The following is a 14,976-nucleotide window of genomic DNA, read 5'->3' on the forward strand; positions in this document are numbered from 1 at the left end:
CTCATCAGCCGGTTAGGCGTGCCCGGTGTCCCTGGGGTCAGGGACACCGGGAGTTTCTTATCTACTTCACCTGGGTGGTGGCGAAGTTATTAGTGGTGAGAGGGCTGATGTGATAGCCCTCTACGTTGTTGCGCATTGCGGTAAACATCCTGGTGTGGGCCATGCTGATCCATGGCTGATCCTGATTAAACAATACTTGCGCCTGTTCGTAGAGCGCGGCGCGTTCGGCCGGATCTACTTTAGCCCGTGCTTCATCCAGCAGCGTCTGGAATTTCTCGTTGCACCAGCGCGCGTAGTTCTCGCCGTTTTTTGCCGCCTCGCAACTGAGCATAGGCGTCAGGAAGTTATCCGGGTCGCCGTTGTCGCCCGCCCATCCGGCCGACACCATATCGTGTTCGCCGGCCTTGGCGCGTTTGAGCATTTCGCCCCATTCCATCACGCGGATGTCGATCTTGATCCCGACTTTCGCCAGGTCAGCCTGCATCATTTGCGCGCCGAGCATCGGGTTGGGGTTGGTCGGGCCGCCACCGTTGCGGGTAAACAGGGTAAACACGGTGCCCTCCGGAACCCCGGCTTCCTTGAGCAGGGCGCGGGCCTTGTCGAGGTCACGTGGCGGGTTCTTCAGGTCGTGGTTGTAGCCCAGCAGCGTGTCCGGGTACGGGTTGACCGCGACGGTCGCATTGCCCGGGCCGAACAGCGCGTTGACGTAAGCCGCTTTGTCGAAGGCGATATCGATCGCTTTACGCACACGCACGTCGCTCATGTATTTGTGCTGGGTGTTCATGGCGATGTACGAAACGGTCATCGCATTCAGTTCATCGACCTTGAGCTTGTCGTCTTTCTTGATGCTCGGGATGTCATCCGGTTTCGGATACAGCGCGATCTGGCACTCGTTGGCCTTGAGCTTCTGCAGGCGCACGTTGTTGTCGGTGGCGATCGCCAGAATCAACGCGTCGGCCGGCGGCTTGCCACGGAAGTAATCCGGGTTGGCCTTGAAGCGCACCTGCGCATCCTTGGCATAACGCTGGAAGATGAACGGGCCGGTACCGACCGGTTTGTTGTTGAGGTCGCCGGTCTTGTTGGCCTTGAGCAGCTGATCGGCGTACTCGGCGGAGTAGATGGCAGTGAACGGCATCGCGACGTCGGCCAGGAATGGCGCTTCGCGGCGGGTCAGAGTGAACTTGACCGTTTGGTCGTCGACTTTTTCGACGCTTTTGAGCAGTTCTTTGAAGCCCATGCTTTCAAAGTACGGGAAGCCCACGCTCGACAGCTTGTGCCACGGGTGATTCGGGTCCAGCTGACGCTGGAAGCTCCAGACCACGTCGTCGGCGTTCATGTCGCGGGTCGGCTTGAAGTATTCGGTGGTGTGAAACTTGACGCCTTTACGCAGGTGGAACGTGTAGGTCAGACCGTCTTCACTGATGTCCCAAGTGTCTGCCAGGGCCGGAACGATTTCCGTGGTGCCGGGCTTGAAGTCCACCAGACGGTTGAAGATGGTTTCGGCCACAGCGTCCGCCGTGACTGCAGTTGTGTACTGGACCATATCGAAGCCTTCCGGACTGGCTTCGGTGCAGACCACCAAGGGTTTGGCCGAGACGCCGACAGCGACACTCAGCAACGCAGCCGCGATGGCCGCACGTAGGGGAAGCATTTTCATCGATAACCCTCTGCAATCGGTTGAAGACAAAAAGCCGAACGGCCGACTCATCATGAGTCAGCCGTCGACTGGCGTTTTTACAGGATGTTGAATGGAATCGTGGTCACGAGACGGAACTCGTTGATGTTGCCGTCAGCCTGGTTTTCACTGGCGCGGTGCGTGGTGTACGTCGCGCGAATCGCAGTGGCCTTGAGCGGGCCGCTCTGCACGGCGTAGGAAGCACCGATGCCGTATTCGTAGTGAGTTTCGCCGTCCATCAGGCTCAGGTCGCCGCGCTTGGCGCCCGGGTCGGTGTAGGCGGTGCCACGGTAGTGAGTACCGTCAATGCCCCAGCCGCGTGCCTGGTAGATGTTGAACTTCAGGCCTGGCACGCCATATTCGGCCATGTTGATGCCGTAGGCGATCTGGAAGGACTTCTCGTTCGGGCCGTTGAAGTCCGACAGCAGGGAGTTGGCCAGGTAGATGCCGTTGGTTTCGTGCAGGTAGTCGAAGTAGGTGTCGCCATTCACTTCCTGGTACGAGAAGGTCAGGCTGTGAGCCTGGTGAGCCAGACCCAGCGACAGCGAGTAAGTATCGTTGTCGATCTCGCCCATGAGCTTTTTGCCTTCGTCGACGGTCTTGTAGTAGTTCAGACCGGTGGTCAGGCTCAGCACCTGGCTGTCACCCAGTTCGTGGGTGGCACCGAAGTAGTACTGGTTCCAGAAGTCTTCGACGTTGGAGCCGTACAGGCTGGTTTTCAGACTCTTGAACGGCTGATAGTTGACGCCAGCGATGTAGACCTTGTCGGTCTCAACGCCAGTGGCCGAGTACTCGGTGCGGAATTTCGACAGGCTCTGCTCGGTACGCGGCGAAACACGGTCGAAGCCACCGAGGTCGAACGACAGGTTGTTGAACTCTTCGCTGTGCAGGGTAATACCCTCAAAGCTCGAAGGCAGCGGACGGTTGCCGATGACGTCAACGATCGGGGTGCTGAAGTTCTGGCGACCGGCGGTCAGCGTGGTGTTGGAAACCCGCAGCTTGACGTTGGCCAGACCCAGTTTGCTCCACTGGTCGACAGCGTCGCCGTCGGAGTGCGCCAGGGTACGGTTGGAACCGCCGGCGATGTCCTTGCGGTCACGGTCCAGAACGATGGCGTTGTAAGCGGCGACTTCGGTGCTGACGCCAACGGTGCCTTGGGTGAAGCCCGAGGTGTAGTTGACGATGGTGCCTTGCACCCAGTTGATACGACGCGGGGTCGGTGTCTTGACCACTGGCGAAGTGTTCTTGTCGCTGTTTTTCACGTAGCTGAAACGGTCATCACGACGCTTCAGTTCATTGGCGTACCAGTTACGGGTTGTGCCGCCCAGGCTTTGTCCATCGATAAAGCCTTTGGCCTCGCTTTGGGCGCTACTGCCGGCCAATGTGGTAGGGACGAACTCCTGACTTGCAGGTTCTGCGTACGCCGTGGCGGTGATGCTGCTGATGGCCAGGGCCAGTATCGCGGTGCTGCTCAGTTTCATGGGTGAAGCTCCTTTACTTTCTTTTTATGCCGGCTTTTTTTGGTATGCCGGTTATTGGTTTAGAACTCATTCACACATCGCAAACGTTTGCAAAAAGCCGGATTGGCGAATTTCGGCAAAGCGCTTGCGTGAGGGGCTAGACAGCGCCCCTCAGCGTTGCGGCTAATCGTCTGGTTTAATCGATACCGACACCCGAGAACACGTTGCGACCGAACGGGCTGACTTTGAACCCTTCGATCCTCGCGCTTAACGGCTGGTTGACCGTCGAGTGGGCGACAGGCGTGATCGGCACTTGCTGTTTAAGCAATTGCTGGGCCTGTTTGTAGAGCACGGTGCGCTGGTCGCGGTCGGTGACGACCTTGGCCTCTTTGATCAGCTTGTCGTAAGCCGGATCGCACCACATGGAATAGTTGTTGCCGCCAATGGCATCGCAGCTGTACAGCGTGCCGAGCCAGTTGTCCGGATCCCCATTGTCACCGGTCCAGCCGATCAGGCTGATGTCGTGTTCGCCGTTCTTGGTGCGCTTGATGTACTCGCCCCATTCGTAACTGACGATCTTCACTTTAAGACCGATCTTGGCCCAGTCGGCCTGGAGCATTTCGGCCATCAGTTTGGCGTTGGGGTTGTACGGACGCTGCACCGGCATCGCCCACAGGGTGATTTCGGTGCCTTCCTTGACGCCGGCAGCCTTGAGCAGCTCTTTGGCTTTTTCCGGGTTGTAGGCGGCGTCTTTGATAGTGTCGTCGTAAGACCACTGGGTTGGCGGCATGGCATTCACGGCCAGTTGGCCAGCGCCTTGATAAACAGCGTTGAGAATCCCTTGTTTATTCACCGCCATGTCCAGCGCCTGCCGCACTTCGAGCTGGTCGAAAGGCTTGTGACGGACGTTATAGGCGATGTAGCCGAGGTTGAAACCCGGCTTGGAAATCAGTTGCAGTTTCGGGTCGGCCTTCAACGCTTCAACATCGGCAGGGCGCGGATGCAGGGTGATCTGGCATTCGCCGGCCTTGAGCTTCTGCACGCGCACCGAGGCGTCGGTGTTTATGGCGAAGATCAGGTTGTCGAGTTTGACCCGGCTCGGATCCCAGTATTGTTTATTACCGGTGTAACGGATGTTCGAGTCTTTCTGATAACTCTTGAACACGAACGGCCCGGTGCCGATCGGTTTCTGGTTGATATCGCTCGGCTTGCCGTCGGCCAGCAGTTTGTCGGCGTATTCGGCGGACAGGATGGAGGCGAAGCTCATGGCGATGTTCTGGATGAACGCGGCGTCGACGCTGTTGAGCGTGAACGCCACGGTCAGCGGCCCGGTCTTCTCGACCTTGGCGATGTTCTTGTTCAGGCTCATCCCGTTGAAGTACGGGAATTCGGTTGGATAAGCCTTACGGAAGGGCTGCTGCGCATCCAGCATGCGATTAAACGTGAACAACACGTCATCGGCGTTGAAATCGCGGCTCGGCTTGAAGTACGGCGTTGTATGAAATTTCACACCTTCACGCAGGTGAAAGGTGTACTTGAGACCATCCTCGGAAATATCCCACTGGGTTGCCAGACCGGGGACGACATTGGTCGCGCCTTTTTCGAACTCGACGAGACGGTTGTAGATCGGTTCGGCGGCGTCGTTATCGGTCGCTGTTGTGTACTGCGCGGTATCGAAACCGGCCGGGCTGCCTTCAGAGCAGAACACCAGGCTTTTGCTGGCGGCGAAACTGGCGGACGAGGCGGCCAACAGGCCGGCGCCCAGCAATGCGGAAAAAACCAAGGTATGGCGCATGACGCTCCCTCTCTTTTTAGTGTTGTTCAATGCGCCGTCGTCTCATCCGGAGACGTTTGGCTACATTGAGCTCAATCCAGTACGTACGGCAAACCGGTGGCCCACGCAGAAACTGGTCAGTACCCGACGGTAGGGGCCGCGGTCCTGGCAGTAAATGCGTAAATGCCTTAAAGCTCGTAGGAAAAGGCGACACGTCCTATACCGCTGCGGTAATCCACAGTGGAATTGGCTGTAGGCAATTTCCTAAATTCCCGGCAGATAAAACAGCGGCGACGTTAAAAACGTCGCCGCTGCAGTGCCTTATTTGCTGACGCTGACGCCGTAGAAGGAGTTCAAGCCAAATGGGCTGATCTTGAAATCCTGCACGTTGGCGCGCATGGGTTGATACACCGTCGAGTGAGCGATAGGTGTCATCGGGACTGCATCTTTGAGGACGTGTTGTGCCTCTTTGTACAGTTCGGTGCGCTTACCTTGGTCGGTTGTACGCTTGGCTTCCTTGACGAGGCCGTCGAACTTCTTGTCGCACCACTTGGAGAAGTTGTTGCCGCTGAGCGAGTCGCAACCGAACAGCACGTTCAGCCAGTTGTCCGGATCACCATTGTCACCGCTCCAGCCAATGATCATGGCCTGGTTCTCGCCACCTTTGGAACGCTTGATGTACTCGCCCCACTCGTAGCTGGTGATCTTCACTTTCAAGCCGATCTTGGCCCAGTCGGACTGGAGCATTTCAGCCATCAGTTTGGCGTTCGGGTTGTACGGACGCTGCACCGGCATCGCCCACAGAACGATTTCGGTACCTTCCTTGACGCCCGCTTCCTTGAGCAGCTGTTTGGCTTTCTCAGGATCGTACTTGGCATCCTTGATGGTGGTGTCGTAAGACCACTGGGTCGGCGGCATGGCGTTGACGGCCAGTTGGCCTGCGCCCTGATAAACCGAGTCGATGATCTGCGGCTTGTTCACCGCCATGTCCAGCGCCTGACGGACGCGCAGGTCAGCCAGCGGGTTGGCTTCGTTGCTGCCCTTGACCTTGTCCATCACGTTGTAGGCGATGTAGCCGAGGTTGAAGCCAGCCTGATCAGGCATCTTCAGCGACTTGTCTTCTTTCAGCGCTTTCAGGTCGGCCGGACGCGGGAACAGGGTGACCTGGCACTCGTTCTTTTTCAGCTTCTGAATACGTACCGACGGGTCGGTGGTGATGGCGAAGATCAGGTTGTCGATCTTCACGTCATCAGGCTTCCAGTAATCCTTGTTGCCGGTGTAACGGATGTTGGAATCTTTCTGGTAGCTCTTGAACACGAAAGGACCAGTGCCGATCGGCTTCTGGTTGATGTCGGCGGCTTTGCCTTCTTTCAGCAGCTGCGCTGCGTACTCGGCGGACTGCACCGAGGCGAAGCTCATGGCCATGTTCTGGATGAACGCAGCGTCGACTTCTTTCAGAGTGAACTTGACGGTGTGGTCGTCGACTTTATCGATCTTGGTGATGTTGGTGTCCATCCCCATGTCGGTGAAGTACGGGAATTCGGTCGGGTACGCCTTACGGAACGGGTCATCCTTGTTAATCATGCGATTGAAGGTGAACAGCACGTCGTCGGCGTTGAACTCACGAGTCGGCTTGAAATACGGGGTGGTGTGGAACTTGACGCCTTCACGCAGGTGGAAGGTGTAAGTCAGGCCATCATCGGAAATGTCCCACTTGGTCGCCAGACCAGGAATCACGGCGGTGCCGCCGCGCTCGAACTGGGTCAGACGGTTGAACATGGTTTCGGCTGAGGCGTCGAAGTCGGTTCCGGTGGTGTACTGGCCTGGGTCGAAACCGGCCGGGCTGCCTTCGGAGCAGAACACCAGGTTAGTCGCAGCGGATGCGAAAGGTGCGGAGGCTAACAAGCCTGCGCCGACTAAAAACGGAATGACCGCGTGTTTAAGCATGTTGGCCTCATGATTTGTTGTCATTTTTTAGTTGTGAGGTACGACCTCGTGAGTCGTGCCTGCGGATACTTATGCAGGGGCCATACCCAATGCAAGATCCAGAGTGTGAGTGAGCGTTAAACCGTGGCACGAACGTACCTTAATGTCGCATCTGTATAACTTCTGACGCATTTGACCGTTTGCGGGTGGTTTTTACGGTGCAAATGAAGCCCCAAAACGGTGCGCTGGTCACGTTGTGCGCGCCGCCTTGGGGCTCGGTGTTACTTATTTATACCCACGCCATAGAAAGGGGTTAGACCGAACGGGCTGATACGGAAGTCGGTGACTTCCTTGCGCAACGGCTGGAACACCGTGGAGTTGGCAATCGGCGTGATCGGCACTTGCTGTTTAAGGATCAGTTGTGCCTGTTGATACAGTTTTACCCGCTGCTCCTTGTCCGTGGACAACTTGGCCTGTTGCACCAGTTTGTCGTAAGCCGGATCGCACCATTTGGCGTAGTTGCTGCCTTTCACCGCCGCGCAGCTGTAGAGCACACCAAGCCAGTTGTCCGGGTCACCGTTGTCACCCGTCCAGCCATAGATCATGGCGTCGTGTTCGCCATTTTTCGCACGTTTGATGTACTCGCCCCATTCGTAGCTGACGATGTTGGCCTTGATGCCGATTTTCTCCCAATCCTGCTGGATCATCTGCGCCGACATCCGCGCATTCGGGTTCGAGGCGCGTTGCACTGTCATCGCCCAGAGGTTGATGGTTGTACCTGGCGCAACCCCTGCTTCTTTCAGTAGCACCCGTGCTTTTGCCGGGTCGTAGGGAGCGTCCTTGATGGTCGGGTCATACGACCATTGCGCCGGCGGCAAGGCGTTTTGCGCCAACTGACCGGCGCTTTGGTAAACGGCTTTGATGATTGCCGGTTTGTCGATGGCCATGTCCAGCGCCTGGCGGACTTTGAGCTGATCGAGTGGCGCGTGGGTGGTGTTGTAGGCGAGGAAACCGAGGTTGAAACCGGCCTGTTTGAGCACGCGCAGGTTCGGGTCTTTTTCCATCACTTCGATATCGGCCGGGCGCGGGTAGCCGCTGACCTGGCATTCGCCGGCCTTGAGTTTTTGCAGGCGCACGGCGGCGTCCGGGGTGATCGAAAAAATCAGGTTATCGATTTTGACGTCTTCGGGTTTCCAGTAGGCCGTGTTGGCGGCATAGCGGATTTGTGAATCCTTCTGGTAGCGCTTGAAGACGAATGGGCCGGTGCCGATGGGTTTCTGGTTGAGGTCAGCGGCTTTGCCTTCCTTCAACAGTTGGTTGGCGTATTCGGCGGATTGCACCGAGGCGAAGCTCATGGCGAGGTTTTGCACGAAGGCGGCGTCGACATTGTTGAGGTTGAAGCGCACGGTTTGCTCGTCGAGTTTTTCTACCGATTTGATTGTGGTGTTGAGGCCCATGTCGGTGAAGTAGGGGGACTCGGCGGGGTAGGCCTTGCGGAAGGCGTTGTCTGGGTCGAGCAGGCGCTGGAAGGTGAAGAGCACGTCGTCGGCGTTGAAGTCGCGGGTGGGTTTGAAGTAGTCGGTGGTGTGGAATTTTACGTTTTGGCGCAGGTGGAAGGTGTATTGCAGGCCATCCGGGGAGATGTCCCATTTTGTTGCCAGGCCGGGTTCGATGTCGGTGCCGCCGCGCTGGAATTGGGTGAGGCGGTTGAAGACGGTTTCGGCGGAGGCGTCGAAGTCGGTGCCGCTGGTGTATTGGCTGGGGTCGAAGCCTGCCGGGCTGGCTTCGGAGCAATAAACGAGTGTTGTGGCGGCGTTGGCGATCGGGGTTATGGCTGTTAGTGCGAGGGAGATCAAGAGCGGTTTTAGGGTGGATCTTGGCATGGGGTCCCCGGGGAATCGGCGGTGGTAATCGTGGAAGAGTAGCTGGGGCGGGGGTGTTGGCGGAAATATCGTTTTTCCTGTTGAAGCGTCTATCTCGGCATATCTAGCACTTGTGTGTATATCCGTTGCTGCGGTAACGGCGGCTTAGGGTTTCGCCCTTACGGCGACTCACTTTTTTTCAAACGCCAAAAAAAGTAAGCAAAAAACGCTTGCTCCTACGTGCGGCCCGCTCGCTGGGGCTCGGGGTTCCTTCGCTCCGGGATCGATCCGGGCGCAGCGTCTCCGGTTTGCTTCGCTGCACCTACTCCCGCTGTGTTTGGCTTCGCCAAACGGTCGCTGCGCTCCCACGCCCGGATCAATCCCTCCACTCAGCCTTCCGACGTCGCCTTACAGATCAAGAGCTGCAGCCGAGCTAACGCTCATCCTGTTGAGTGGTGAAGAGCGGGGCGCGGTCGGCTTTGGATTTGTGGTGGATTCGCCCCTCACCCCAGCCGTCTCCCGAGGGAGAGGGAGCCGATTTTCGGGCGTTTCAAAACCTGAGTTCAACGCGGTATCGCACGTCGGCGTAGCTCTCCCAAACACCTCGGTCAGTTCCCTCTCCCTCCGGGAGAGGGCTAGGGTGAGGGTTGGCTTTTTGACTGTTTAAATCTGTGTCAGATAACCAGAACCTTCCCACAAGGTTTTCAGGTTGTCCGTCGGACGTGCGCTCTCTAGGCTCTGGTTGTCGCTGAAGACTCAGCGATCGGGAGGTGAGATTCCCGGTTATTGAATTTGGAAACCTGCACAAGCCACCCCATAATCGCCGCCAGCTCATGCTGTCAGCAGTTTTTATGGCGGCTATGTACGGGCGGACTTTTGTCCGGCCGGGTTGGTTTCCTTACCGGTAATCTCACTCCGTACATAGTTGCCACCTCATTTCTCGAGTGAGATCGGAAATGAATGGCGTCAGTTCATAAGGAAATTTTCCATGGATAAATTGATACCTGACCCACCCCTCGATACCCCACTCGAAGACGCCATCCGCGCCGACGACCAAATCAAAACCCGCGAAGCCATCAAACGCGCCCTGGATTTCTACCTCAGCCCCGAACCCCTAAAACCCCGGCAGCCCAGCACGATGTTCCTGATCCAGCCGAACATCGACACCGAAAGCCTGCTGGCGCATGCCTGTGAATCACTGGCGTCGGCGAACACGTTAACCGGTAACTTTGCCGATCAGTTGGGCCGGCCCGAGCGTAATACGGCGTTGGCGATTCAGCAGATCATCATGTTGGCCGAACTGGCGGTTAACCGGGCGCTGGATCGGGTTGATCCGCAGACTTGATACCGCGTTATCGTTCTTCGCGAGCAAGCTCGCTCCCACAGGTGGAATGCATTTCAAACTGTGGGAGCGAGCTTGCTCGCGAAGAGGGTGGTTCATCCACAGCAAATCCCGGGCACAAAAAAACCGCCGATCATTCACCGATCGGCGGTTTTTTATTCAGCCCACATCAAATCACTGCATCAACACTTCAATCGAACCATCAGCGGTCATGCTGACCTGGCTGGTGCCTGCTTCAACTTCCGGCGTCACCGGCGCGGAATCCATGGCCGCGGCTTTCATCATCATCGGTGCGCGCAGGTACGGTTGTGGATAACCGTTGCTGTTGAGGTTCAGGTTGACGATTTTGTAACCCTTGCCGCCCAGTGCATCGGTGGCCAGTTGGGCGCGGGCCTTGAAGGCGGTCACGGCTTCTTTGAGCAACTGGTCTTCACTGGATTTGCGGGTCGGGTCGGCGATGGCGAAGTCCATGCCGCCCATTTTCAAGTCGCCCAGCAGTTCGCCGGTGAGTTTGGACAGGGCGGCGAAGTCAGAGCTTTCCAGGCGCAGTTCGGCGCGTTCACGCCAGCCGGTGATCTTCTGGCCCTTGGTGTCGTAGATCGGGTAACTGTTGCGGCTGCCTTGGCGCAGGGTGATGTCTTTGACTTGCTTGGCCTGGGCCAATGCCTTGTTCATGGTGGTGCTGACGTCGGCGGCGAGTTTCGCCGGGTCGGTGTTTTGCTCTTCGGTGTAGAGGGTGACGATCATCAGGTCGCGGGCGACTTCCGTGCTGACTTCGGCGCGCAGGGAAATCTGGTTGTAGTGCAGCTCATCGGCGGCCAGGGCCGGAAGGCTGGCGACGCTGCCGACGGTCAGGGCGAGAAGGGCGGCGCTGCGGCGAAATGTGTGCATGAAAGCTCCTTGATGAGGGCGCAGGTGATGGTTCGGGGGCCTGCGTGAAACCATCAGACTCTAGCTTTTATGATCCGGTTCGCCCAGTTACAACTTCTATACAGATGACTGGTGGCCGCTGTGCAGCCCTTCGCGAGCAGGGGAATGCATTTCAAAGGTGGGAGCGAGCCTGCTCGCGAAGGCGTCCTTATAGCCGCCGAAGATGTTTTCGCCATGTGGTCGTTTGCCGCACTTTCGCCTCTCAAGCCCGCGGCTTGGTTATACTCCGTGCGATCCGCCTGGAGCGCTCATCAGGAGAGCTCATGCTCGCCCCCGTACAACTGACTTCCGCCACTCGCCAGAACCTCTGGCGGCTGACTTTCATTCGCACCCTGGTGCTCGCCGCGCAGGCTGGCTCCGTAGGCCTGGCCTACTGGCTGCAATTGTTGCCGTTGCCGTGGGTGCAACTGGCGATGACCCTCGGCTGCTCGACGCTGCTCTGCGTGTTCACCGCGGTGCGTTTGCGTACCTCGTGGCCAGTGACCGAACTCGAATACGCGCTGCAACTGGCCTGCGATCTGGTTATCCACAGTGCGCTGCTGTATTTCTCCGGCGGTTCGACCAACCCCTTTGTTTCCTATTATCTGGTGCCGTTGACCATCGCTGCGGTGACGTTGCCGTGGCGCTATTCGGTGATTCTCTCCGGCATCGCGCTGGCGCTGTACACCGTGATGCTCACGCGTTTCTATCCGCTGGAAACCCTGCCGGTCGCTCGCGAGAATCTGCAGATCTACGGCATGTGGCTGAGCTTTGCACTGGCAGCGGCGGTGATCACCTTCTTCGCGGCGCGTATGGCTGAAGAGCTGCGCCGTCAGGAAGAATTACGTGCGATCCGTCGTGAAGAAGGCCTGCGCGATCAGCAATTGTTGGCCGTCGCCACCCAGGCCGCTGGCGCTGCGCATGAACTCGGCACGCCGCTGGCGACCATGAGCGTGTTGCTCAAGGAAATGCAGCAGGATCATCCCGACCCGATGCTGCAGGATGATCTGAAGGTGCTGCAGGATCAGGTCAAACTCTGCAAAGAAACCCTGCAGCAACTGGTGCGCGCCGCTGAAGCCAATCGTCGTCTGGCCGTGGAGATGCAGGACGTCACCGACTGGCTCGACGAAGCGCTGAACCGCTGGCACCTGATGCGTCCGGAAGCCAGTTATCGCTTCCACCGCCTCGGCCAGGGCACCGTGCCGCGCATGGCACCGCCGCCGGATCTGACTCAGGCGCTGTTGAATCTGCTCAACAACGCCGCCGATGCCTGCCCGGAAAATCTCAAGGTGACCCTGGACTGGGACGTCGAGAACCTGACCATCAGCATTCGTGACCACGGCGCCGGTGTGCCGCTGGCCATCGCCGAGCAGATCGGCAAACCGTTTTTTACCACCAAGGGCAAAGGTTTCGGCCTGGGCCTGTTTTTGAGCAAGGCCAGCGTGACACGCGCCGGCGGCTCAGTGAAACTCTATAGTCATGAGGAAGGCGGCACGCTCACCGAGCTGCGCCTGCCCCACGGCGCCCGAGGAGACCAACATGAGTGACGAAATCCAAGTCGAAGGCGAAGAACTGCCGCATTTGCTGCTGGTCGATGACGACGCAACGTTCACCCGAGTGATGGCCCGTGCCATGGCTCGCCGTGGCTTTCGCGTCAGCACCGCAGGTTCGGCCGAAGAAGGTCTGACCATCGCCCAGGCCGATCTGCCTGATTACGCCGCGCTCGACCTGAAAATGGACGGCGATTCGGGTCTGGTGCTGCTGCCCAAACTGCTGGAGCTGGACCCGGAAATGCGCGTGGTGATTCTCACCGGTTATTCGAGCATTGCCACCGCGGTCGAAGCGATCAAGCGTGGTGCTTGCAACTACCTGTGCAAACCGGCTGACGCCGACGATGTGCTGGCTGCGCTGCTGTCCGAGCACGCCGACCTCGACAGTCTGGTGCCGGAAAACCCGATGTCGGTTGATCGCCTGCAGTGGGAACACATCCAGCGTGTGCTCACCGAGCACGAAGGCAACATCTCCGCCACTGCCCGCGCCTTGGGCATGCACCGCCGTACCCTGCAGCGCAAACTGCAGAAGCGCCCGGTTCGTCGCTGAACCTGCGCTGAACGACTATCGCTAGCGCTCGCGATAAAACGCACCGATCTACTATGATCGGTGCGTGTCTGTTCTTTTCTATATCGAGCCTTATCCATGAATCAGAACGCTGAATATTCCGCGGTCAACGATGCTGTGCGCGGGCAGTTTTTTCGCAAGGTGTGGGCAATCATCACGCCGTACTGGCGCAGTGAAGAGAAGGGCAAGGCCTGGACGCTGCTGATCGCAGTGATAGCACTCTCGCTGCTCAGCGTGGGCATCTCGGTGTGGTTCAACACCTGGTACAAGGACTTTTACAACGCCCTGCAAAAGAAAGACGAAGTGGCGTTCTGGCGCTTGATTCTGTATTTCTGCGGCATTGCGGCGGTGGCCATTGTCGGTGCGGTGTACAGGCTCTATCTGACTCAGATGCTGACGATTCGCTGGCGGGCCTGGCTCACTGAAAAGCATTTCTCGCGTTGGCTTGCCGACAAGAATTACTACCAGCTGGAGCAGGGCGGTTACACCGATAACCCGGACCAGCGGATTTCCGAAGACCTCAACAACTTCACTTCCAACACCCTCGAACTGGGTATCGGCCTGCTGCGCAATATCGTCAGTCTGGTGTCATTCTCGATCATTCTCTGGGGCGTGTCGGGCAGCATCGAACTTTATGGCATCACCATTCCCGGCTACATGTTCTGGTGTGTGCTGGTTTATGCGGTGGTGGGCAGTTGGCTGACGCATTTGATTGGTCGTCGCTTGATCGGTCTGAACAACCAACAACAACGCTTCGAAGCTGACCTGCGTTTTTCCATGGTGCGGATTCGCGAGAATGCCGAAAGCATCGCGTTGTACAACGGTGAGCCGAACGAAAATCGTCGTCTGAGCGCCCGCTTCGGCAATGTCTGGCACAATTTCTGGGACATCATGAAAGTGTCCAAGCGCCTGACGTTTTTCACCGCCGGTTACAGCCAGGCAGCGATCATCTTCCCGTTCATCGTGGCTTCACCGCGTTACCTTGCCGGCAAGATCGAGCTGGGTGAGCTGATGCAGATCAGCTCGGCATTCGGCAACGTCCAGGAAAGCTTCAGCTGGTTCATCAGTGCGTACCAGAGCCTCGCTTCCTGGCGCGCCACCTGTGATCGTCTGCTGAGTTTCCGTCAGGCTATGACCGACAACGAAGAGCGCATTCCGGCGATCGATGTGCAGAATCAGGGCCGCGAATTGAAGGTGCACAACCTCGGTCTGGATCTGGCCGACGGTCGTCATCTGCTGACCAGCGCCGACATGACCGTCGAACCGGGTGAGCGCGTGATGCTCAGTGGCCGTTCCGGCAGCGGCAAGTCGACGCTGTTGCGGGCGATGGGGCATTTGTGGCCGGCGGGCCACGGCAACATCCGTTTGCCGGCGGCGCGTTATCTGTTCTTGCCGCAAAAACCCTATCTGCCGATCGGCACCCTGCGTGAGGCGTTGAGTTATCCACAACCGGGCGACACTTACGCGCCGGAACGTTATGCACAAGTGCTGGAAACCTGCCGCTTGCCGCATTTGGTCGCGCGCCTTGACGAGGCCAATCACTGGCAGCGCATGCTCTCGCCGGGCGAACAGCAACGCTTGGCTTTCGCCCGCGCAATGCTTTACGAACCGCAATGGCTGTACATGGACGAAGCCACTTCGGCGATGGACGAGGAAGACGAAGCGACGCTGTATCAGGCACTGATCGATCAGTTGCCGGGTCTGAGCATTGTCAGTGTCGGCCATCGCAGCAGTTTGAAACGCTTCCATCCACGACATGTGCGGATCGACAGCGGCCACTTGGTTGAACAGACCGTAACCGCCTGATCACCGCTAACCCCCTGTAGGAGTGAGCCTGCTCGCGATAGCGTTGGGTCAGTCACATTGATGCTGAATGTGCGGACGTCATCGCGAGCAGGCTCACTCCTACA

At 58.0% G+C, this 14,976-nt stretch carries 10 protein-coding genes; 4 read left to right on the plus strand and 6 right to left on the minus strand.

Annotated elements, in window-relative coordinates; genetic code table 11:
• Window positions 1–61: 61 nt before the first annotated feature.
• The 5 genes from CCX46_RS04200 to CCX46_RS04220 form a co-directional block, all read right to left on the minus strand.
• On the minus strand, window positions 62–1,657 hold the full coding sequence (locus CCX46_RS04200) for an ABC transporter substrate-binding protein (RefSeq protein ID WP_127925812.1): 1,596 nt from the start codon (window positions 1,655–1,657) through the stop codon (window positions 62–64).
• Window positions 1,658–1,734: 77 nt separating this feature from the next.
• Window positions 1,735–3,156: an OprD family porin gene (locus tag CCX46_RS04205; protein ID WP_127925813.1), complete on the minus strand. Its 1,422-nt coding sequence runs from the start codon at window positions 3,154–3,156 to the stop codon at window positions 1,735–1,737.
• A 175-nt stretch (window positions 3,157–3,331) separates the two neighbouring features.
• Window positions 3,332–4,930, minus strand: a complete 1,599-nt coding sequence (locus CCX46_RS04210; RefSeq protein ID WP_127925814.1) for an ABC transporter substrate-binding protein — start codon at window positions 4,928–4,930, stop codon at window positions 3,332–3,334.
• 300 nt (window positions 4,931–5,230) lie between these two features.
• On the minus strand, window positions 5,231–6,856 hold the full coding sequence (locus CCX46_RS04215) for an ABC transporter substrate-binding protein (RefSeq protein ID WP_127925815.1): 1,626 nt from the start codon (window positions 6,854–6,856) through the stop codon (window positions 5,231–5,233).
• A gap of 260 nt (window positions 6,857–7,116) precedes the next feature.
• A complete protein-coding gene (locus CCX46_RS04220) occupies window positions 7,117–8,718 on the minus strand; it encodes an ABC transporter substrate-binding protein (RefSeq protein ID WP_127925816.1) in 1,602 nt (533 codons plus the stop codon).
• Window positions 8,719–9,685: 967 nt separating this feature from the next.
• On the opposite strand from CCX46_RS04220, the gene CCX46_RS04225 reads away from it, so the two are divergent.
• On the plus strand, window positions 9,686–10,042 hold the full coding sequence (locus CCX46_RS04225) for a DUF6124 family protein (RefSeq protein ID WP_127925817.1): 357 nt from the start codon (window positions 9,686–9,688) through the stop codon (window positions 10,040–10,042).
• A 171-nt stretch (window positions 10,043–10,213) separates the two neighbouring features.
• Here CCX46_RS04225 and CCX46_RS04230 read toward each other — a convergent pair whose 3' ends face one another.
• Entirely contained in the window at window positions 10,214–10,930 is a 717-nt protein-coding gene (locus CCX46_RS04230) for an SIMPL domain-containing protein (protein ID WP_127925818.1), read from the minus strand.
• Window positions 10,931–11,232: 302 nt separating this feature from the next.
• On the opposite strand from CCX46_RS04230, the gene CCX46_RS04235 reads away from it, so the two are divergent.
• The 3 genes from CCX46_RS04235 to CCX46_RS04245 all read left to right on the plus strand — a co-directional run bounded on the left by CCX46_RS04235 (window position 11,233) and on the right by CCX46_RS04245 (window position 14,872).
• A complete protein-coding gene (locus CCX46_RS04235) occupies window positions 11,233–12,495 on the plus strand; it encodes an ATP-binding protein (protein ID WP_007915316.1) in 1,263 nt (420 codons plus the stop codon).
• Window positions 12,488–13,048 carry a response regulator transcription factor gene (locus tag CCX46_RS04240; protein WP_003221630.1) on the plus strand — a complete coding sequence of 187 codons (561 nt, stop codon included), beginning with the start codon at window positions 12,488–12,490 and terminating at the stop codon, window positions 13,046–13,048. The genes CCX46_RS04235 and CCX46_RS04240 overlap by 8 nt, the downstream gene beginning before the upstream one ends.
• Window positions 13,049–13,144: 96 nt before the next feature.
• On the plus strand, window positions 13,145–14,872 hold the full coding sequence (locus CCX46_RS04245) for an ABC transporter ATP-binding protein/permease (RefSeq protein ID WP_127925819.1): 1,728 nt from the start codon (window positions 13,145–13,147) through the stop codon (window positions 14,870–14,872).
• The last annotated feature ends 104 nt before the right edge of the window (window positions 14,873–14,976 follow it).

The sequence above is a fragment of the Pseudomonas sp. RU47 genome, from assembly GCF_004011755.1.
GTDB lineage: Bacteria > Pseudomonadota > Gammaproteobacteria > Pseudomonadales > Pseudomonadaceae > Aquipseudomonas.

What these genes read in the sequence shown, in the direction of transcription:
- CCX46_RS04200 (WP_127925812.1), bottom strand. Translation starts at nt 1,657, where the DNA reads ATGAAAATGCTTCCCCTACGTGCGGCCATCGCGGCTGCGTTGCTGAGT.
- CCX46_RS04215 (WP_127925815.1), bottom strand. Translation starts at nt 6,856, where the DNA reads ATGCTTAAACACGCGGTCATTCCGTTTTTAGTCGGCGCAGGCTTGTTA.
- CCX46_RS04240 (WP_003221630.1), top strand. Translation starts at nt 12,488, where the DNA reads ATGAGTGACGAAATCCAAGTCGAAGGCGAAGAACTGCCGCATTTGCTG.
- CCX46_RS04245 (WP_127925819.1), top strand. Translation starts at nt 13,145, where the DNA reads ATGAATCAGAACGCTGAATATTCCGCGGTCAACGATGCTGTGCGCGGG.
- CCX46_RS04205 (WP_127925813.1), bottom strand. Translation starts at nt 3,156, where the DNA reads ATGAAACTGAGCAGCACCGCGATACTGGCCCTGGCCATCAGCAGCATC.
- CCX46_RS04225 (WP_127925817.1), top strand. Translation starts at nt 9,686, where the DNA reads ATGGATAAATTGATACCTGACCCACCCCTCGATACCCCACTCGAAGAC.
- CCX46_RS04220 (WP_127925816.1), bottom strand. Translation starts at nt 8,718, where the DNA reads ATGCCAAGATCCACCCTAAAACCGCTCTTGATCTCCCTCGCACTAACA.
- CCX46_RS04235 (WP_007915316.1), top strand. Translation starts at nt 11,233, where the DNA reads ATGCTCGCCCCCGTACAACTGACTTCCGCCACTCGCCAGAACCTCTGG.
- CCX46_RS04230 (WP_127925818.1), bottom strand. Translation starts at nt 10,930, where the DNA reads ATGCACACATTTCGCCGCAGCGCCGCCCTTCTCGCCCTGACCGTCGGC.
- CCX46_RS04210 (WP_127925814.1), bottom strand. Translation starts at nt 4,930, where the DNA reads ATGCGCCATACCTTGGTTTTTTCCGCATTGCTGGGCGCCGGCCTGTTG.